Origin of the sequence: Chromohalobacter sp. HP20-39 (genome assembly GCF_033052815.1) — a bacterium.
Lineage (GTDB): Bacteria > Pseudomonadota > Gammaproteobacteria > Pseudomonadales > Halomonadaceae > Chromohalobacter.
In genome coordinates this window covers 282926-301670 of record NZ_JAWHTP010000003.1, presented here as the reverse complement: position 1 = coordinate 301670, position 18745 = coordinate 282926, and the positions used below count along the sequence as shown (strand labels likewise).

Below are 18745 nucleotides of genomic sequence, written 5' to 3'. Positions count from 1 at the left end.
TGACACCCAACGCTGTCACGCTCGCGATGGCGACTTCTCAACGATGGGCGTCCAGCCATGCCATGGCGCCCGGCGTCGCCATCCACTGATCGCGCATCAACTGGCGATATTGCCACGCCTCGGCGCGCGTACCCGGCGCTGGCGCATCGACGGCCAGCGCTACCGGTTTCGGCTTCTCGTCGCACAGCATCGGTACCAGGTAAGGATTGGCCTGCTGAGCGACGCTTAGCACTTCGTCAGCCTCGTCACGCCGTGCCAGGCGATACAAGGCGAGCACACGCGCCATGGTCACGCCAATCATCTCCTCCTCATCGGTGCTACCGCTGAGTTCGACTGCTTCCTCGTCACGCCCTTCACGCAGCAACTGATCGAGCACCAGCTCACGCAACCCCAGGTCGTCCTCTTCATCGAGCCTGAGCACCCGCTCGGCGAGATGCCGCGAACGCGTACGCGCACCACGCTCCATCCCCACGATCAACGCCAGGGCACAGCGCAGTAAGATGGCGTTGTCAGCGTCATCCCAGACGAAGGGGCCTTGCTGCGCCTCGAGTTGCGAAAGCCATGCCTCGAACCGATCCGCCAGTGGTGCAAAGAAGCTTTCCGCCATCCACGGTAAGCTACCGAAACGACTGGTCAACGCCAGACACAGCGACTGCATCACCGCCGGCGCGCCCAGCCATTCGGGATGCGCGCACAAGGCAGGCAACCATTCCCCGGCGTTTTCCCATGGATCAGTCTCGAAACTTAGCGCCGCATCGTCGTCGATGGCCACTTTGAAATACTCGAACCACGCCGCGAAGGCGGTAGCCTCGCGAGCAGTGGCATGATATTCCACACGTCCTTCAGAGGAACGCGATAACTGCAGCCGAGGGGGCGCTTCCAGGGTGTCGAGCAAGGTGGCAAGCGCCGCCAATGGCTCGGCCAGATCTTCCTCGGAGTGGATCATCTGTTCGGCTAGGGTCGCCTCGGGATTGGCGGCCAAATCGGCCAGAAACTGTAGTTGATCGGCCTCGAGGTCGGAGCGCTTGGAGAGGCGGCGCCACCAGAAATGCGCCCGGGCACGGGCTTCTTCAGCATGTCCCTCGTGCAACAGCAACATGGCCTCGATATAAGCCAACGTCGGGGAGTCGGGCAGCGTTTGCTGAGCACGCACGAAGGCTTCACGAGCACTGGCCAGATCGTCACTGTCGAGGTGCATCAGGCACAGACGCTCGAGCGCCACACCCCGCAGGAAGGTCGGACCACGCTCCAGCACCTCGTCGAGCAACGTCGCCCGCTTGCGATGGAAGCCGCGCGACTGATAAAGGTCGACGAGGATTTCAAATGCCGGCTCGGCCTGCTCGGGAAGGCGCGACCAATCACGCTCGCTGGAAAAAAGGCTTTCGAGAATCTGCTGGGCGCGCCCACGCTGGCCGCTTTCGGCGGCGATCAAGCCGGCCTCGAGCAGCGCCTGGTCCGGCGCCTTGCCACTTCGCAGGGCGCCTTTGAGCGTCTCCCCCGTCCACTCCTTGAGCGACAGCATCCACATCAGGTGCGGCGGGATCGCCCCCGGCAACGTCACCGCGCCACAGCATTGCTTGGTCTTACGCCCCGAGTCGCACCAGCAGGGCTCGTTGCGCTCCGGCCACGCCAGGGGCTCCGGCTCAAAATCGAGTCGCACCAGCGGCGTCTGATTCCACAACTGGGGCGCCAAGGCCTGTGCCATGCTTAGATCGCCGCCGACACACGCCACGCCTTCATCACGCGCCCAGGTCATCAGCGCCGGATAATGCTCATTGTCGCGTATGGCCTTCAACGCGCCGCTGGCGTATCCCAGCAATTGTTCCACCCATGCGGCCAGCATCGCGACCCTCCTGAAAAAATCGCCTTATTCTAGCATGCCCGATGAGCGCCCCTCATCCGTTGCACCGCTTGATGCACCAACGTCACTTTTCGGGTATTGTCGCCGCCTGTCCGAACCCGCCATGTCAAGGGATGTCATCGTGCTCCTGCCGTTGCCGTTTCAACGTAAATCATCGCCTTCTCAAGAAACCTCGCAGGTTCGCCTCGAACGCGAAGGGCGCAATGAAATTCGGCGCATTACCGCAGCCGTCGAGAAAGTACCCTGGTCGGTGAGTCTGATGCAGATCCTGTGGACGGCCGGACCGGTGACCCTGCTCGGCGCCTGGGGCGGCTACCTACTGGGATACGGTAAGGCACCGACGACGGAAAACTACGTTTTCTTCATTTCCTACACGGTCATTACCGGCGCTGCGGGCATTCTAGCCAACCTCGGCTATCATCTCACGCAAGGACGCAAAGCCGAGAAGACCTCCGGGCAGATCGAGCAGGTGATCAAGACATTGCCCGAGTTGCTGTTGGTCACCCGCGACCTGATCGTCGAAAGCCTGGAGGGGGATGCCCGACGTCGAGAGGCCGCCGCCATGTTGCTGCGCAAGCACGATCTCTCGCCGGCAGGCGTCGAGCTGGCGGCCATCGAACTGCTCAATGATCGCGATAGCGCACGCCTCATTGGTCAGATCGACGTCTATCGCCGGGTCGGCTTGCACGCCCGCATCCGCGATCTCGTCACCCAGTACCGCGACACTCTGGAGCCTCAGTTCAACGCCCTCTACGACACCGCGCCCATCGCCACGCACCTGCTGCGTGAGCGCTTCGAGGGCCGTGCTCCCGACCTTCACCAGGGCGTGCCGCGCGACGAGAACTTCATCGAACGGATCATGGCGGCCATCGAGCAGGACAACGACCTGCTGATGACCCTCCAGGACGTCGAGGAAATGGTGATTCTGGCCTTCGAGTTGATCAGCGGGCGCAAGATTCCGGTGCTCTCGTTCGAATATCGTGGACGCTGGCGCCTTGCCCAGGCGTTCGATAACCTGGAAGAGGCACGCGCACGCCAGCGCATCGCTCAGGCGACCGGCCTGTCGCGCCTCAAGGCGCTCAACGTCTATCTTGCCGAGCAGTCCGGCACCCTGGTCGAAGACAGCGCCTCTGGGCTGCGCGCCGAACTGTTGCTGGAGCGCTCAGTGCAGGCGATGGACGCGCTGGCCGAGCAGATCGTGCACCTTGCCCAGGCTGTGGAAGCGGGCCAGGAAGATCGCAAGCGCGCACTACGCACCAAGTCGGACATCCTGGCCAACGCTATTCAGCTCTACAAAAGTGTTTCTAGCGCCTACGAACAGGTGGGTCGCAGCCACGCTCAGTTACTCAAGTCAGTGGAACGCTGGGAGCGCATCACCGCCAGCCTGTCCGACGAGACGACACGCTTGCAACTGGGGCCGGGGCGACGCGGGTTGCGCATCCGTGAACGCTCCATCGCCCTGGATGACGAAGCCAAGGCGCGGGTCTGCAAGCATCTCGCCCGCTACTTGAGCCAGACGGGCATCACCTCACGCCATCACGAAATGTGGCGTGGTGCGCATCGCGAGACACAACTCGGCGTTGGCGTGGATGCCGCCAAGCGCCTGGCCATCGAGATATTCCTCGCTCTCGAACCTCACGTAGGGCTCTCGCAACCCGCCACACAGCGCGCCATCAACAGCTCCAATGCCGCCGACTTCGGCCAGATCGAGCCCAATCTGTCGGCCGCCGCCAAGGCCGCGCTGGGCGCCTCGATGGTCCGCGAGGTAGATACCGAGCTGTCACGTGCGGCGGAATCGTTGGCGTTGGCACTGGTGCGCCACTATCGCGTAGAGCTCGAGCCTGCTGCCATCGAGTTTCTCAAGCGCCAGTACGGCGCACGCGACAGTACCTTGCAGATGCTCTCCAACCTCAATCTGGCAGGACGCAGCGACGCGCGTAATGTCAGTTTTCTTAGCCATCGTCCACCCGCGGTGGGCAAGCCTCATCGCACTTGGTACCGCGCCTTGGTGCGTGCGCGACGTCTCTTCGGACGCCGCTAGTCCACGCTCAGCGCCAATTCGGCCCACGCGCCGGGTCGAACGTGGCAGAATAAACGCCATGTTCATGTTGGATCGCCTACGTCATGCGTCTGATCGTCGCCGAAAAGCCCAGTCTGGCACGCGCCATCGCCGAGGCCTTGCCTGCCAAGACGCAACGCCAGGACGGGTATCTCGAATGCGGGGAGACCTGTATCAGTTGGTGCGTCGGACACCTCCTGGAGCAAGCACCACCCGACGCCTACGACGCGCGCTATCAACAATGGCGCCTCGACGATTTGCCCATCGTGCCAACGCAATGGCAACTCATACCGCGCGCCAAGGCTCGCGCGCAGTTGGCCGTGATTCGTAAGCTCCTCAAGCGCGCCGACAGTGTCGTGCATGCCGGCGATCCGGACCGCGAGGGCCAACTGCTGGTGCAGCAGGTCATCGAACGCCTCGGCTGGCGTAGCCCGATGTCGCGATTGTTGATCAGCGATCTCAACCGTCCCGCCGTGCAACAGGCACTGCAACGCCTGGAGGACAATGCACGCTATCGATCGCTCTTCGAGGCCGCCGAGGCACGCTCACGCGCCGACTGGCTGTATGGCATCAACCTGTCACGCGCCTGGACCTTGACCGGTCGCCAAGCCGGTTACTCGGGCGTGCTCTCGGTGGGGCGTGTGCAGACCCCCGTATTAGGACTCATCGTGCGCCGTGATCTGGAAATCGAGCGCTTCGTTCCGCGCCCCTTCTATACCCTGTGGGCGGATCTCGGCGTCGAGCACGGCTCGCTACGCGCCTGGTGGCAACCGCAACCGCCGCATCCGCTCGATGACCAGGGACGGCTGTTGACGCGCGAACCGGCCGAGGCATTGGCGGCGCGCCTGCCCGGCGCCGAGGGGCACCTGAGCGCCCTGCAAGCCAAGAAGAAATCCCAGACGGCACCGCTGCCGTATTCGCTGTCGGCGTTACAGGTCGATGCCGCACGCCGTTACAAGCTACCGGCCAAGCGTGTACTGGATATCTGCCAGACGCTCTACGAGCGCCATCAGCTCATCACCTACCCGCGCTCCGACTGTCGCTACCTGCCCGAAGGGCATTTCGCCACGGCGAAGCAGACACTCTCTACAGCCTGCGGCTCTGACGAAACACTCGCCGGCTGGCTACGTGGCGCGGACTTCAACCGCCGCTCACGCGCCTGGAACGACAAGCAAGTCGGCGCCCACCACGCGCTGGCACCCACCGGCCGCCCTTTCGATGCGTCTCGCCTGTCCAATGATGAAGCCAACGTCTTCCGGCTGATCGCCCGCAATGTGCTGGCGCAATTCTACCCGCCGCTGGAAACGCGCGACGTCAAGGCCGAGTTCCTGATCCTCGGTGAGCGCTTTCGCGCTCAAGGCAGCGAGATACTCGTACCCGGGTGGAAACCGCTATTCACCACGCGCGAAGAAGCACCGCCGCTGCCCTCACTGCGCGAAGGCGAAACCGCTCGGGTCCAGGCATGCGCCGTGGAGGATCGTCAGACCCGCCCGCCAGAGCCGTTCTCCGACGCCAGTCTGATCAAGGCAATGATGAACATCGCCCGCTATGTCGACGATGACGCGGTGCGCCGTACGCTGCGTGATACCGACGGTTTGGGAACCGAGGCGACGCGCGCCGGCATTCTGGAGACGCTCATCACACGCGGCTACGTGATTCGTCAGCAAGGCGCACTGCGCGCCACGCGGACCGGACGCGCGCTTATCCATGCCTTGCCGGATACCGCTACGCGCCCCGAACGCACTGCCCTCTGGGAGCAGCGCCTGGCCGAAATCGCCGAGGGCAACGCCGACGCCACCGCGTTCCTCGACACGCTGGTGGGTGATGTCCACCAACTACTGAGTCAGGCAAACGCCGAGCGCATGCGCCAGGCCCTGTCCATGCCAGGCGGCGCCGAGCCCACTGCACCATCGCGCGGTAAGCGCCGCAGCTCCAAGCGCAGCGCCAGCGACAAACCGTCGACCACGCAGCGGCGCACCCGAAAACGCACCACACCTCGGAAACCCACCACTAAAAAAGGTGGGACTTGATGGACTCATCGCCCACATGGTGGATCCTCGGTGCCGGCGCGCTGGGGCGACTCTTCGCCGCCCGCTTGACGACCACACTGTCGCTGCACCTGATCGGCCGCCACCCCGCCGGGGCGCCACTTCATTACCACGCTCTCTCGAGCGAATGCTCCAGCGTCGATGTGGCACGCACCACCCTGTCCGCCTTGGCATCGAAGGCACACGTCCGGCCCTCGCTGGTCATGCTCGCCACCAAAAGCTATGCCACCCTGACGGCCGTCGAAGAACTCGCGGCCCATGTCGCCCCCCAAACGCCTCTGCTGTCGCTACAGAACGGCTTCAGCATACAGCCGAGGTTAGCGGAGCTCTGGGCCGGCCCGGTACTCTGCGCGAGCACCACCGAAGCCGCCTACGTCGAGGGCGACACCGGGGTCGTGCATGCCGGCAAGGGAACTACCTGGGTCGGCGATCTCGACAATGCCTGGCCCACACTGGCGCGTGACTGCGTGTATTGGCTCGAGAAGGCAGGATTCAGCGCCTATCACGATACCGCGATCGTCCAGCGCCTATGGCACAAGCTTGCCATCAATGCCGCGATCAACCCTCTCGTAGCCCGCTACCGGATTCGTAACGGCCAGTTGCGCGATCGACCTTTTCGTCGCATGGTCGACGCCGTCATCGACGAGATCGGCTCCTTGCTCGAAGAGGAAGGCGTCGTTCCGCCACAAGCGGGCTGGCATACGCTCGTCTGGGAGGTCATCGTGGCCACGGCCAATAACCGCGCCTCGATGCTGCAAGATGTACTCGCCGGCCGCTCGACCGAGCGAGACGCCATACTCGGACCGCTGCTGGCCGCCGCCAAGCGCCAACGACGTTACGCGCCGACACTCGAGACGCTGTATCATGACACGCCATCATGAATGCCCGGACCACGACGAACGGAGACTCCATGCGCCATCGCCTCTTCATCACGCTGTTGCTGGCTTTCCTGCTGCCGGGCCTGGGTCATCTGTTCCTGCGTCGCTGGGGGTGGGCCGCGCTATGGCTGGGCGGTTTCATCGCTTTGCTGGCACTGATGATGATCCCTATTCGCTGGCTGGGCTTCATCTGGTTGCTGCTACTGTTGGCCTTATGGACGGCAAGCATGGTGCATGCGGCCACATTGGCGCGCGCTAAATCTAAAGCGTACGCCGGACGCCAACACGGAGCGTCATGATAGCAATGGCGCCCACTCGTCTGCGTGACCCGTACTTCATCTACCGTTACCGCCATCGATTGCACGTCCTGCGCACCTCGCTGGCGCTGGCGATCACCTTCATCGTCATCCTGACCCTGCAGATTCCTCATGGTAGCTGGGCCCTGGTCAGCACGATGATGGTGATGGGCAATCTGCCACATATCGGCGGTGTCATCGACAAGGGAGGCCAACGTCTTCTGGGCACGGTGCTCGGGGCAATCTGGGGTATCTTGCTGATGCTGATTCCCGCGCCGGCACCGTGGGTAGTGCCGGCTTGGACCTTGATTGGTATCGCGGTCGCCACGCACACCACATTCGCCACGCGCTATGGCTACAGCGCACTGATGTTTGGCGTGACATTACTGATGGTGGTGGGTGACGGCCACCAGGACTTGGGGATCGCCCTGTGGCGCGCCTTCGACGTGCTGATCGGGACGAGCATCGGCATCCTCGCCACCTTGTTCATTCTGCCCCAGAAAGCCACGGATTTATTGCGCTTCCTGCTCGCCGACAACCTCGACAAGTTGGCACGCCTGTACCACGCGCATACCAACGCGACGCAGCATGATGACGTCGACACACGCCGCTTACTGAAGAGCACGACGGACCAACTGGTCAAGCAACGCGGCCTGGTGGATGCCATTCATAGCGAGCGCCGCCTGCATCGCGACGACCTGGAACGCATTCTGTCACTGGAGCGACGCATGCTGTCGACGACCGAGCTGCTCCTGGAAACGCACTGGGCCACGCGAGCTGGTCACGACATCATCGCCGAGCTCGATGGCTTGCGCGACGAACAACACCGCCTAGCGCGCGCGCTTGGCAGCCTGGCGTTCCAGGTGCGCACAGGGCAGACCATCGACATCACCGTGGTCGCCTTCGACTTGCAACGTCATGCACAGTCCGCTCTGGAGGCACGGGGCGAAAACGACCGCGTGCTGTTCAGCCCAAGCGGCTACCTGTGGCTCAACCGCGAGTTGGCACGTCTCACGCAGGCGCTCATCGATACCTTACAGACGCTCGACCGACTGCCCAGCGCCCGCTTGCGTCGCCGCGCCTCACGTCACACCCTGATTCGCGACCGTCTGGCCACGCCGCTGGATACATCGCGGGGTTCAGAACGTGCCGAGGATGACGAGCACTCACGTTGACCAGCGCGGCACTCAGACGGAGCGCTTCAATGTCGTCCCGGCGGCATCGTCTCCAGCAATCGCACTCGCAGCAGACGACACGAGACGGGATCTGCGCTATCCGGCCATAGCCACATAACGCGGCGCCCGAGTCGCACCCCGATCAACCACGCACCAATACGCAGTGGTCTCGGGGCAGCGTTCTGCCACTGCCCCGAGACCTCACGCCATTGCCATGTCGCTTGCTCACCATCGGGGCGCTCCCGCAACTCCCAACGCCGCTGACCACGCCACCAGCAGCTCACCAGCAATGCACCGCTGAGCGACACCGTCAATATCAACCACCCGGGACCCAGCGCGAGCTCCACGCCGCTCACCACTCCCCAAAGGAGTACATGAATGGTCAGGGCGAGCCTAGAGGGTACGAAACTGATCGTTGGAAGTGGTTTCGGCATAATCGACGATCATTTGAACGATACGCCGTAACTCGGCGTCGGCGGGCCACTCTCGGCGCATCAACCAGACGAAGAGGTCCTGGTCCTCCTGGTCGATCAGCGTCTGATAGCGGGTCTTGTCCGCCTCATCGAGCTGCGGGTAGCAATGCTCCAGGAACGGGATCAGTAGTAAATCCAGCTCCCACATGCCACGCCGCGAGTGCCAATAAAGTCGTTTGATGGTTACATCGTCCTGCATGGAGGCTCCCAAGCGATGTCCTGACATGAATAGGCAACGAGTATACCCGAGGGTTTGGCAAGACACATCGTTTACCCACGCTCCTCAAAACCGGCTATTATTGACTTGCAATGTGCTAGTGCGTTGTTTTATCAAGGTTTGAACAGTATGCTGAATTCACAACAATACCGTGGCCGCTTTTTTGCCATGTGCAGCGGAGCGGCAAAGTCGCTTGGAGACATTCGATGACCAAATCCGAGTTGATTGAACAGATTGCCATTCGGCAGCCCGAGCTATCGGCCAAAGAGGTCGAGGCAGCGGTCAAGATCATTCTCGAAGACATCACCCACTCGCTTTCCAGCGGCGGGCGTGTCGAAATTCGCGGGTTCGGTAGCTTCTCCCTACACTTTCGAGAACCCCGGACCGGACGCAATCCCAAAACCGGCGATCCCGTCGACCTGCAGGGCAAGTTCGTCCCGCATTTCAAGCCCGGCAAGGAATTGCGCGAACAGGTCAATGCCAGTCGCGCACTCGGCTACTGAAGCCCGGTGGCGTCATATTTCCATGCAAAAGGAACCTGCCCATGCGTTGGTTTAAAGGTGTCGTGCTGGCCATCATCTTGCTGGTCGTTTTATTGCTCGGCATCCTGTTTGCCGTCAATAATCAACAATCCATACCGCTCGACTTGATATGGATCAAGCTGCCGCCCGCCTCGCTGTCCCTGTGGCTGTTGTTATCGTTGGCTTGCGGCATGATTCTCGGCATGCTGGCCATGACCGGTATTTATCTGCGGCTGCGCACGCTCCTGACGCGTGCCCAACGCCACAACCAACAGCAACGCAAGGAACTGGATCGGCTACGTACCCAGGAGTTCAAGGAAGCGCCCTGAATGCTTGATCCGCTGCTGCTTGGCCTATTGGTCGCGGCGATTGCCATCGGTTGGTGGCTCGGGCGTCGTGAGCGCCGTCGCGCTCGTGAACACCTCTCCCCTGAAGTATCGCTGCCCAGGGATTACTTCATCGGGCTCAATCATCTGCTTAACGAGCAGCCGGATCAGGCCATCGAAACCTTCGTACAAGCGCTCGAGGTCAACAGCGACACCATCGAAACGCACATTGCCCTGGGCAATCTGTTCCGTTCACGTGGCGAAGCCGACCGTGCCGTCAAGATCCATCAGAACCTCCTGGCGCGCCCAGCCCTGACCCCTTACCAAGGTGGCCTCGTGCAACTGGAGTTGTCTCGGGACTTCCTTAATCTGGGGTTGCTCGATCGCGCCGAACGCCTGCTGCAAGCCTTGATGAAGGAAGCTCCCGACGAAGCGCTGCGCAACGCCGCCAAGCGTCTGCTAGTCGATCTACTGCAGCGGGAGAAGGAATGGCAACAGGCACTGGATGTCGCCACGCCACAGCTCATCCGCCAAGATGCCGACATCAAGCGCGCCGCCGCCCACTGGCTTTGCGAACTTGCCTCGCGGGATCGACACAACGCGAGCCCGAGCGTGGCTCGCAAGCATTTGCGCCAGGCACTGTCTATCGATGAGCGCTGTGTACGAGCCACCTGGCTTCTTGCCGAACTCGAACGCGACACGGGGCATTACAAGGCGGTCATTCGCCACCTCACCCGCATTCCCGAGCAAGACCCAGGCTTTCTACCCATCATTCTCGAGCCTCTGTACGAGGCGTACCGGCGGCTTCAGGACGAAGCGGGTTGGTGTGCGTTCCTGGAAGCGAAGCTACAGGAAACGCACTACACCAGCGTGGTAATCATGTTGGCGGCGTCGCGACTGCGCACAGACAGCCAGGAAACCGCCATCGAGCTCATCAGTGAGCAGCTGCAAGCGCACCCCAGCTTGCGAGGCGTCGATTACCTCATGGACCTCTATCTGATCGGTGAGGACCATGGCGACCGCGAGCGTCTTCTGTTGCTCAAGCAGCACACCCAGAAGCTACTCGCGACACGCCCCCGTCACCGCTGCCATCGCTGCGGTTTCGGTAGCACCCAATTGCATTGGCAGTGTCCACGCTGTCACTGCTGGGGCACCACCAAACCCATCATCGGGCTGGAAGGCGAATAGCCGCTAGAGACAGATTTCCTGCTCGATAGCGGCCAATGCCATCATCGGATCCGAGGCTTGCGTCACCGGCCGGCCGATGACCAAATGCGTGCTCCCCGCCTCCCGTGCGTGTGCCGGAGTCAACGTGCGGCGCTGGTCATCGCCATGCGAGGCATTGGGACGTATCCCCGGGGTGACCTTCAAGAATACATCGCCACAAACCGTGCGCAGCGCCGCCGCCTCCTGCGCTGAACACACCACTCCGTCCATGCCGCTGAGCTGCGAGAGCACCGCCAGACGCTCGACCTGAGACAACGGTTCGTCATCGACACCGACCTCGGCGAGATCTTCACGCGCCATACTGGTGAGCACCGTTACCGCTATCAGATGCGTGGCGAGTCGGCGCTTCTCGAGTCGCTCTCTGGCCGCCTCCATCATGCGCCGCCCCCCACCGGCATGCACATTGACCATCCACACGCCATGATCCGCCGCCGCTTCGACGGCGCCCGCCACCGTATTGGGAATATCGTGAAACTTGAGATCCAGAAATACCTCGAAGCCACGTGCATGCAATGCTTCTAGCACTTGCGGACCACTGCGCGTAAATAGCTCCTTGCCGACCTTTACCCGGCAACGGGTGGGATCCAACCGATCAGCCATGGCAAGCGCCTGGTCAAGATTCGAGTAGTCGAGAGCGATGATCAACGGCGTGTCGAGGCGCGACATGGTAACTCCTGCAAACAATATGATGGCAGCGGCATTATACCGCTCCCCTTCTTCGCCACCTAACTGACAGCCTCTGACTGCGCGACCATTCTTTATAAGTCACATCTAATTTTGTAGTGATTATCTTACAAAAAATGTCACCAATAGATGACATTGCGGCCATGCAAATCTGAGTATGGTGAAATCGTTAGATAAGACATTACTAAAGGAGTGGTTGCATGAAAAAACTACTGAGCTGTGCCCTACTGATCATGGTACTGAGCGTCACCACCCTCGCGGTCGCCCAGGAAGACACCAAGGCGCCTGTCGACATCAATCAAGCCTCGGTTGAGACACTGGCAACGCTACCGGGAATCGGCGACGTCAAAGCACAGGCGATCATCGAGGACCGCAACGCGAATGGACCTTTCACCTCGCTCAACGACTTGACTCGTGTCACGGGAATCGGCGAAGGAACGGTGCAAAATCTGAACGATCAAGTCACGTTCTGATGCCACGAAACGACGCTCGCTGGGCGGTACCCGGCGAGCGCCTTTCCGCCAAGGGTTAAATCCTCAACCCGCCATCGCATTCCAGCACCCGCCCCGTGAAATAATCGTTTTCAACGATATAACGTACACTCTCAGCGATATCGGACGGCTGTCCCAAATGCCCCAAGGGAATCCCCTTGCTGATTTTCTCAAGCACTTCCGCGCGCATGGACGCCGTCATCTCGGTTTCGATGAACCCCGGTGCCACCGCCGCCACGCGTATACCTTGGCGTGCCAGCTCCTTCGCCCAGGTAACCGTCAGCGCCGCTACTCCCGCCTTGGAGGCACTGTAATTGCCCTGCCCCATGTTGCCGGCTCGCGAGATGCTCGAGACATTGACGATGACACCTCCCTGACCCGCCTCGACCATCTGCGTCGCGCCTTCACGACCGCACAGGAAGACACCTGTAAGATTGACGTCGATCACCTGGCGCCACTGTTTTAGCGTCATGCGTTTCTCGATATGCCCCACACTGCCTTTCACCAACAACCCATCGTCAGTGACGCCGGCATTATTGACCAACACATCGAGCGGACCCAGCGACGCAAGTTGCTGCGCGAATGCGCGAGTCACGGCATCTTCATCGGTCACGTCGATCAGGAAAGCGTCCGCGGGGATGTGACGCTCCGCCAGTGAGGCAACCGCAGTGCTCAATACCTCTTCTTGGCGGTCGAATAATGCAATACGCGCGCCCCGTGCCCCGAGTTCGGCCGCCATCGCCAACCCCAACCCTCGAGCGCCTCCCGTTATACCTACCACCGTCCCATCAAGCTGCATGGCGAACCTCCCACGTTCAAAAAACGATCCAGAAGCCTCAATAGCAATTTTGTGCACCGCAACATAAAGAGCTTAGCATGCGCTGCATGACGGCTCCATTCGGCACTCTCGACGCGCTTGCATCTCGGCATCGTTTCCCTTGCAATTCACTCTCATGCCACCATTTATGGGGTAGTCGAACATACGGAGCCGTCATGCCACTGTTACTCTTCATTACGCTTTTCGGACTACTCGATTTCGTGGTGCTGTTCGCGATCGGCGGACAGATAGGCCTGCTCCCGACACTGGCACTGGTCCTGCTGTCCGGAGCACTGGGTCTCCACCTGATTCGGCGCGAAGGAGTACAGACTCTGCAGCGCGCCCAGGCCCGATTCGCCCAGGGGGAAATCCCCTCGGACGAGCTGATTACCGGAGCCGCACTGATCTTCGGTGGGGCCTTGCTGATCGCTCCTGGCTTTTTGTCGGACGGTTTGGGGCTACTTTGTCTGATTCCGAGTAGCCGACGCCTGCTGGGCCGAGGCCTAAAGCACGGCGGATGGCGCGGTCGCATTTTCACAATGGGGTCCAACGGCCCAGCCCGGGAAAACACTACGGACAGCGACTGGCATGAGCATGCATCCCGCAATGACACGGCTTCTCAGAGCGGTCCGGCAAGTAACGAGCAACCGCTTGAAGGCGACTACATAGGGAAAGACGACTCCCGGCATTGAAAAATTTCATTAAGAGCCCTTGAAAGTGGATACGTCGACCCAATCAAGCTCTTAACAGACGATTCGGCCGTAACGCCTTGATGCGTCGGCCTTATAAACAGAAGGCTCGGCCTTCACCCTTGAGCTTCGCTCAACGGGGTTATCCTACGATCCATGTAACCATCAGGAGAACGTGAGCAATGAAAATCCGTCCTTTGCACGATCGCGTCGTCGTCCGTCGCGTGGAAGAAGAGCAAAAGACCGCTGGCGGCATCGTGCTTCCGGGTAACGCTCAAGAGAAACCGACCCGTGGTGAGGTCCTTGCTATCGGCAACGGTCGTATTCTCGAGAACGGCGAAGTACGCCCGCTGGACGTCAAGGTGGGGGACACCGTGATTTTCAAGGATGGCTTTGGCGTCGAGAAAGAGAAAATCGACGGCGAAGAAGTCCTGATCATGAGCGAAAGCGATATTCTCGCCGTTGCCGAGTAATTCACAACGCTCACCAGTCACATTTTCGTTTCACGTTTGCGCGACTTGATCGCGCCATTAATGGGAAGAGCTAGAAATGGCAGCTAAACAGATCAAATTCTCCGATGATGCCCGCAAGCGCATGGCACGCGGCGTTAATACCCTGGCCGACGCCGTCAAGGTCACCCTCGGGCCCAAAGGACGTAACGTCGTACTGGAAAAATCCTTTGGCTCACCGACCGTGACCAAGGATGGGGTTTCCGTCGCCAAGGAAATCGAGCTCAAGGACAAGTTCGAAAACATGGGCGCACAGATGGTCAAGGAAGTTGCTTCCAAGACCTCTGACGTGGCCGGTGACGGCACCACTACCGCAACCGTTCTCGCCCAGTCCATCGTCACTGAAGGCATGAAAGGCGTGACGGCGGGCATGAATCCGATGGATCTCAAACGTGGTATCGACCAGGCCGTCGACGCCGCCGTGAAGGAAATCCATCAGCTTTCCGTGCCGTGCACCGATGCCAAGGCCATCGCACAGGTTGGTACCATTTCCGCGAATGGCGACAAGCGTATTGGTGAGATCATCGCCGACGCCATGCAGAAAGTCGGCAAGGAAGGCGTCATCACCGTCGACGAAGGCCGCGGCTTCGAAGATGAACTGGAAGTCGTCGAAGGCATGCAGTTCGATCGTGGCTACCTGTCGCCCTACTTCGTGACCAACCAGGACACCATGATGGTGGAACTGGAAGATCCCTACCTACTGATGGTCGACAAGAAGATCTCCAACATCCGCGAATTGCTGCCGGTGTTGGAAGCGGTTGCCAAGTCCGGCAAGCCGCTGGGCATCATCGCTGAGGACATCGAAGGCGAAGCGCTGGCGACACTCGTGGTCAACACCATGCGCGGCATCGTCAAGGTCGCGGCGACCAAGGCGCCAGGCTTCGGCGACCGTCGCAAGGCCATGCTCCAGGACATCGCCATCCTCACCGGCGGCACCGTGATTTCCGAAGAAGTCGGCCTGACGCTCGAACAAGCCAACTTGGACCATCTGGGTAGCGCCAAGCGCGTCACTATGTCCAAGGAAAACACCACCATCATCGATGGTTCCGGTGTCGAGTCCGACATCGAAGCGCGCGTCAGCCAGATCCGCACCCAGATCGAAGACACCAGCTCCGATTACGACCGCGAAAAACTTCAGGAACGTGTCGCCAAGCTGGCCGGCGGTGTCGCCGTCATCCGTGTGGGTGCCGCGACCGAGTTCGAGATGAAGGAGAAGAAGGCCCGCGTCGAAGATGCGCTGCACTCCACACGTGCTGCCGTCGAAGAAGGCGTCGTGCCTGGCGGTGGTACAGCGCTGGTACGCATCCTTGGCAATCTCGCCAACCTCAAGGGCGAGAACGAAGACCAGACCCACGGCATTGCCATTGCCCTGCGTGCCATGGAATCGCCGCTGCGTCAGATCGTGACTAACGCAGGCCAGGAAGCGTCCATCATCGTCAACCAGGTCAAAGCCGGTGAAGGTAACTACGGTTACAACGCACAAACCGGTGAATATGGCGACCTGTTCGAAATGGGCGTTCTTGATCCGGCCAAGGTCACGCGTAGCGCGCTGCAATCCGCAGGCTCCGTGGCTGGCTTGATGATCACCACCGAAGCCATGATCGCCGACGATCCGGACGAGAAGGAAGCCGGCGGTGGCGCACCGGACATGGGCGGTATGGGAGGCATGGGCGGCATGATGTAATCGCTGCCTAGCGACTCCCGGGCCTTGTCCCGTGACTCGAACCCCTGCCGGGCAACCGGTGGGGGTTTTTCATGCCCGGGGGATAGATCAGTCTGGCGTAGCCCGTAGCCCGTAGCCCGTAGCCCAAGTACACTATCGCCCTGCCTTCGACTGTATCGCGACGCTCTATGCTCTCCAATATTCGTATCGTACTCGTTCAAACATTCCATCCCGGCAACATCGGCCAGGCAGCGCGCGCCATGAAAACCATGGGCCTCAGCGACCTGGTGCTGGTCAATCCCCGCTGCTTCCCCGATGAAGAGGCCTCCCGGCTCGCAGCAGGTGCGACCGACGTGCTCGACAACGCACGCGTCGTCGAGCACATTTCACAAGCCGTCGGGGATTGCGTCCAAGTCGTCGGCGCCAGTGCCCGACTACGCAGCCTCCCCCTACCTCATTTCGACGACCCTGAGCCGATGGCCGTGCAAATGGTCGATTATGCTCATGAAGCCCCAGTATCACTAGTATTCGGCCGCGAACGCTTTGGCCTGACGAACGATGAAATTCGACATTGCACGCATCAGGTCAGCATTCCCGCCAACCCCGATTACGGTGTCCTCAATCTCGCACAAGCCGTGCAAATACTTGCCTACGAGGTACGCCGTGCATGGCGCCACCAAACACCAAGCGACGCTCAGCCCAAGTCCAAGCAGCCCGCCTTGCCGACACGCGAACAGATGGCTCACTTCGAGACTCACCTGCACCAAGCCTTGTCGTCCTCAGGGTTCCTAACCCAGCCCCATGCGCGTACTGAAGATCATCTACGCGCACTTTTTTCACGCGCACAACCCACTCGCAAGGAGCTTTCCATCCTGCGCGGAGTCTTGACGACATTGGAAAAAGCCGGCACTCGACACGAGGACTAACCCCTCCAAACCCCTTGATATTAAAAGGCTTACAACGGACAACAAAAAACCGCGCCTCTTCCGAGACGCGGTTTTTGTACGGCTAGCAAAGCATTCGCCACCGCGTCTTCGACGCGGTAGTGACGAGCTTATTCGTCGCCGCCCATCTGCTGCTTGATCAAATCACCGATGGTGGTCGGGCCTTTCTGCGGCTCAGCTTCCTGATCCCGCAATTTGCCCATCGCCCGGCGTGTATCGACCTGATCCTTCGCCTTGACGGACAGATTGATCGCACGATTTTTGCGATCGACACCGACGATCTTGGCTTCGACGCTATCGCCTTCGTTGAGCACGTTGCGTGCATCTTCGACGCGGTCAGGGCTGATTTCGGAGGCCTTGAGTACAGCCACGACATCCGTCGCCAACTCGACGTGCGCTTCCTTGGCATCGACTTCGACAACGCGACCAGTGACGATGGCCCCCTTGTCGTTGACGGCCAGGTACTCGGAGACCGGATCGGTTTCGAGCTGCTTGATGCCGAGCGAGATACGCTCACGCTCTGGATCGATCGAGAGAATGACCGCTTCGGCTTCATCGCCCTTCTTGAATTTGCGCACGGCTTCTTCGCCGGGCTCGCTCCAAGAGATGTCGGACAGGTGAACCAGGCCGTCGATACCGCCTTCCAGACCGATGAAGATACCGAAATCGGTGATCGACTTGATCGTGCCGGAGACACGGTCGCCCTTGTTGTAGCGCGCGCTGAAGTCTTCCCACGGGTTGGTGGTGCACTGCTTGATACCCAAGGAGATACGACGACGCTCCTCGTCGATATCCAACACCATGACTTCCACGTCATCGCCGACCTGAACAACTTTGGACGGATGGATGTTCTTGTTGGTCCAGTCCATTTCCGAGACGTGAACCAAGCCTTCGACACCTTCCTCGAGCTCGGCAAAGCAGCCATAGTCGGTCAGATTGGTGACGCGGGCATTGACGCGGGTGTTTTCCGGATAACGATCCTTAATGTTGACCCACGGATCTTCGCCCAACTGCTTCAAGCCGAGAGACACACGGTTGCGCTCACGATCGAACTTGAGCACTTTGACGTTGACTTCATCACCGACAGCCACGATCTCGCTGGGATGCTTAATGCGCTTCCACGCCATGTCGGTGATGTGCAGCAGGCCATCGACGCCACCCAGATCGACGAACGCACCGTAGTCGGTGAGGTTCTTGACGATACCGTCGATCTGCTGACCTTCCTGAAGCGTCGACAGCAGCGCTTCACGCTCGGCGCTGTTCTCAGCTTCGAGAACGGCACGGCGCGAGACCACGACGTTATTACGCTTGGGATCGAGCTTGATGACCTTGAAGTCCAGCTCTTTGTGCTCGAGATGCGCAGTATCGCGTACCGGACGTACGTCGACGAGAGAGCCGGGCAGGAAAGCACGGATGGAAGAAACATCGACCGTGAAGCCGCCCTTGACCTTGCCGTTGATCACGCCCTTGACGATTTCGTCCTTCTCGAAGGCCGCTTCCAGCTCTTTCCAGGCCTCGGCACGCTTGGCCTTTTCGCGAGACAGGCGCGTCTCGCCGAAGCCGTCTTCGACGGCCTCAAGGGCAACCTTGACTTCATCGCCCACGGCGATAGTCAATTCGCCATTGTCATCACGGAACTGCGCCACGGGGATTTGCCCCTCGGACTTCAGACCCGCGTTGACGGTAATCCAGTCACCTTCGATGTCGACCACGGTTGCCATGACGATGGCACCGGGTTCCATATTGATGTCCTGGAGAGACTGTTCGAACAGTTCAGCAAAGCTTTCGCTCATGTTGTTCCTACGTGATCAACGTTAATAGCGGCCAGGCCGCTCATTCTCCGCACCACCAGCAAGCGCGGGCCTTT

19 protein-coding genes are annotated in these 18745 nt (G+C 60.5%); 13 read left to right on the top strand and 6 right to left on the bottom strand.

Annotation, left to right across the window (positions count from 1 at the left end; all coding sequences use genetic code 11):
• Positions 1 to 37: 37 nt before the first annotated feature.
• Positions 38 to 1843, bottom strand: coding sequence for an SEC-C domain-containing protein (locus RVY79_RS08015; protein ID WP_317463590.1), 1806 nt, complete (start codon positions 1841 to 1843; stop codon positions 38 to 40).
• Between the two features lie 121 nt (positions 1844 to 1964).
• Here RVY79_RS08015 and RVY79_RS08010 point away from each other — a divergent pair, with 121 nt between their 5' ends.
• The 5 genes from RVY79_RS08010 (at position 1965) to RVY79_RS07990 (ending at position 8317) form a co-directional block, all read left to right on the top strand.
• A complete protein-coding gene (locus RVY79_RS08010) occupies positions 1965 to 3902 on the top strand; it encodes a hypothetical protein (protein ID WP_317463589.1) in 1938 nt (645 codons plus the stop codon).
• 83 nt (positions 3903 to 3985) lie between these two features.
• On the top strand, positions 3986 to 5950 hold the full coding sequence (locus tag RVY79_RS08005; protein ID WP_317463588.1) for a DNA topoisomerase III: 1965 nt from the start codon (positions 3986 to 3988) through the stop codon (positions 5948 to 5950).
• On the top strand, positions 5950 to 6849 hold the full coding sequence (locus RVY79_RS08000) for a 2-dehydropantoate 2-reductase (RefSeq protein ID WP_317463587.1): 900 nt from the start codon (positions 5950 to 5952) through the stop codon (positions 6847 to 6849). The genes RVY79_RS08005 and RVY79_RS08000 overlap by 1 nt, the downstream gene beginning before the upstream one ends.
• Before the next feature lie 29 nt (positions 6850 to 6878).
• Entirely contained in the window at positions 6879 to 7145 is a 267-nt protein-coding gene (locus RVY79_RS07995) for a hypothetical protein (protein WP_317463585.1), read from the top strand.
• 5 nt (positions 7146 to 7150) lie between these two features.
• Positions 7151 to 8317, top strand: a complete 1167-nt coding sequence (locus RVY79_RS07990; RefSeq protein ID WP_317463584.1) for an FUSC family protein — start codon at positions 7151 to 7153, stop codon at positions 8315 to 8317.
• A gap of 26 nt (positions 8318 to 8343) precedes the next feature.
• Here RVY79_RS07990 and RVY79_RS07985 read toward each other — a convergent pair whose 3' ends face one another.
• Positions 8344 to 8664, bottom strand: a complete 321-nt coding sequence (locus RVY79_RS07985; RefSeq protein ID WP_317463583.1) for a hypothetical protein — start codon at positions 8662 to 8664, stop codon at positions 8344 to 8346.
• Between the two features lie 46 nt (positions 8665 to 8710).
• Positions 8711 to 8989, bottom strand: a complete 279-nt coding sequence (locus tag RVY79_RS07980; protein WP_317463582.1) for a succinate dehydrogenase assembly factor 2 — start codon at positions 8987 to 8989, stop codon at positions 8711 to 8713.
• A 224-nt stretch (positions 8990 to 9213) separates the two neighbouring features.
• On the opposite strand from RVY79_RS07980, the gene RVY79_RS07975 reads away from it, so the two are divergent.
• From RVY79_RS07975 to lapB, 3 genes are read left to right on the top strand one after another with little or no spacing between them, the layout of a single operon-like run.
• Positions 9214 to 9510 carry an integration host factor subunit beta gene (locus RVY79_RS07975; protein WP_040241697.1) on the top strand — a complete coding sequence of 99 codons (297 nt, stop codon included), beginning with the start codon at positions 9214 to 9216 and terminating at the stop codon, positions 9508 to 9510.
• Positions 9511 to 9551: 41 nt separating this feature from the next.
• On the top strand, positions 9552 to 9857 hold the full coding sequence (locus RVY79_RS07970; RefSeq protein ID WP_317463581.1) for a lipopolysaccharide assembly protein LapA domain-containing protein: 306 nt from the start codon (positions 9552 to 9554) through the stop codon (positions 9855 to 9857).
• The gene (gene lapB, locus RVY79_RS07965; protein ID WP_317463580.1) at positions 9858 to 11042 is read left to right on the top strand and encodes a lipopolysaccharide assembly protein LapB; all 1185 of its coding nucleotides are present in this window, start codon (positions 9858 to 9860) and stop codon (positions 11040 to 11042) included.
• 3 nt (positions 11043 to 11045) lie between these two features.
• On the opposite strand, the gene pyrF is transcribed toward lapB, so the two are convergent.
• Complete coding sequence (pyrF, locus tag RVY79_RS07960; protein ID WP_317463579.1) at positions 11046 to 11747, bottom strand: orotidine-5'-phosphate decarboxylase; 702 nt, start codon at positions 11745 to 11747, stop codon at positions 11046 to 11048.
• Between the two features lie 218 nt (positions 11748 to 11965).
• Between pyrF and RVY79_RS07955 the strand changes: the two genes are divergently transcribed.
• Positions 11966 to 12238 carry a ComEA family DNA-binding protein gene (locus RVY79_RS07955; protein WP_317463578.1) on the top strand — a complete coding sequence of 91 codons (273 nt, stop codon included), beginning with the start codon at positions 11966 to 11968 and terminating at the stop codon, positions 12236 to 12238.
• A 55-nt stretch (positions 12239 to 12293) separates the two neighbouring features.
• On the opposite strand, the gene RVY79_RS07950 is transcribed toward RVY79_RS07955, so the two are convergent.
• Entirely contained in the window at positions 12294 to 13055 is a 762-nt protein-coding gene (locus RVY79_RS07950) for an SDR family oxidoreductase (protein ID WP_317463577.1), read from the bottom strand.
• Between the two features lie 194 nt (positions 13056 to 13249).
• Here RVY79_RS07950 and RVY79_RS07945 point away from each other — a divergent pair, with 194 nt between their 5' ends.
• From RVY79_RS07945 to RVY79_RS07930, 4 genes are all read left to right on the top strand, one after another.
• The gene (locus RVY79_RS07945; protein WP_317463576.1) at positions 13250 to 13765 is read left to right on the top strand and encodes an FxsA family protein; all 516 of its coding nucleotides are present in this window, start codon (positions 13250 to 13252) and stop codon (positions 13763 to 13765) included.
• Positions 13766 to 13944: 179 nt separating this feature from the next.
• The gene (locus tag RVY79_RS07940) at positions 13945 to 14235 is read left to right on the top strand and encodes a co-chaperone GroES (protein ID WP_317463575.1); all 291 of its coding nucleotides are present in this window, start codon (positions 13945 to 13947) and stop codon (positions 14233 to 14235) included.
• A gap of 76 nt (positions 14236 to 14311) precedes the next feature.
• On the top strand, positions 14312 to 15955 hold the full coding sequence (gene groL, locus RVY79_RS07935; protein WP_317463573.1) for a chaperonin GroEL: 1644 nt from the start codon (positions 14312 to 14314) through the stop codon (positions 15953 to 15955).
• 167 nt (positions 15956 to 16122) lie between these two features.
• The gene (locus tag RVY79_RS07930; RefSeq protein ID WP_317463572.1) at positions 16123 to 16860 is read left to right on the top strand and encodes a TrmJ/YjtD family RNA methyltransferase; all 738 of its coding nucleotides are present in this window, start codon (positions 16123 to 16125) and stop codon (positions 16858 to 16860) included.
• Positions 16861 to 16988: 128 nt separating this feature from the next.
• Here RVY79_RS07930 and rpsA read toward each other — a convergent pair whose 3' ends face one another.
• Entirely contained in the window at positions 16989 to 18671 is a 1683-nt protein-coding gene (rpsA, locus tag RVY79_RS07925; RefSeq protein WP_317463570.1) for a 30S ribosomal protein S1, read from the bottom strand.
• Positions 18672 to 18745: the final 74 nt, after the last annotated feature.

Excerpts from the sequence above, each read along its gene's own strand:
- RVY79_RS08015 (WP_317463590.1), bottom strand. The coding sequence starts at position 1,843 with ATGCTGGCCGCATGGGTGGAACAATTGCTGGGATACGCCAGCGGCGCG.
- RVY79_RS08010 (WP_317463589.1), top strand. The coding sequence starts at position 1,965 with ATGTCAAGGGATGTCATCGTGCTCCTGCCGTTGCCGTTTCAACGTAAA.
- RVY79_RS08005 (WP_317463588.1), top strand. The coding sequence starts at position 3,986 with ATGCGTCTGATCGTCGCCGAAAAGCCCAGTCTGGCACGCGCCATCGCC.
- RVY79_RS08000 (WP_317463587.1), top strand. The coding sequence starts at position 5,950 with ATGGACTCATCGCCCACATGGTGGATCCTCGGTGCCGGCGCGCTGGGG.
- RVY79_RS07995 (WP_317463585.1), top strand. The coding sequence starts at position 6,879 with ATGCGCCATCGCCTCTTCATCACGCTGTTGCTGGCTTTCCTGCTGCCG.
- RVY79_RS07990 (WP_317463584.1), top strand. The coding sequence starts at position 7,151 with ATGGCGCCCACTCGTCTGCGTGACCCGTACTTCATCTACCGTTACCGC.
- RVY79_RS07980 (WP_317463582.1), bottom strand. The coding sequence starts at position 8,989 with ATGCAGGACGATGTAACCATCAAACGACTTTATTGGCACTCGCGGCGT.
- RVY79_RS07975 (WP_040241697.1), top strand. The coding sequence starts at position 9,214 with ATGACCAAATCCGAGTTGATTGAACAGATTGCCATTCGGCAGCCCGAG.
- RVY79_RS07970 (WP_317463581.1), top strand. The coding sequence starts at position 9,552 with ATGCGTTGGTTTAAAGGTGTCGTGCTGGCCATCATCTTGCTGGTCGTT.
- lapB (WP_317463580.1), top strand. The coding sequence starts at position 9,858 with ATGCTTGATCCGCTGCTGCTTGGCCTATTGGTCGCGGCGATTGCCATC.
- pyrF (WP_317463579.1), bottom strand. The coding sequence starts at position 11,747 with ATGTCGCGCCTCGACACGCCGTTGATCATCGCTCTCGACTACTCGAAT.
- RVY79_RS07955 (WP_317463578.1), top strand. The coding sequence starts at position 11,966 with ATGAAAAAACTACTGAGCTGTGCCCTACTGATCATGGTACTGAGCGTC.
- RVY79_RS07950 (WP_317463577.1), bottom strand. The coding sequence starts at position 13,055 with ATGCAGCTTGATGGGACGGTGGTAGGTATAACGGGAGGCGCTCGAGGG.
- RVY79_RS07945 (WP_317463576.1), top strand. The coding sequence starts at position 13,250 with ATGCCACTGTTACTCTTCATTACGCTTTTCGGACTACTCGATTTCGTG.
- RVY79_RS07940 (WP_317463575.1), top strand. The coding sequence starts at position 13,945 with ATGAAAATCCGTCCTTTGCACGATCGCGTCGTCGTCCGTCGCGTGGAA.
- groL (WP_317463573.1), top strand. The coding sequence starts at position 14,312 with ATGGCAGCTAAACAGATCAAATTCTCCGATGATGCCCGCAAGCGCATG.
- RVY79_RS07930 (WP_317463572.1), top strand. The coding sequence starts at position 16,123 with ATGCTCTCCAATATTCGTATCGTACTCGTTCAAACATTCCATCCCGGC.
- rpsA (WP_317463570.1), bottom strand. The coding sequence starts at position 18,671 with ATGAGCGAAAGCTTTGCTGAACTGTTCGAACAGTCTCTCCAGGACATC.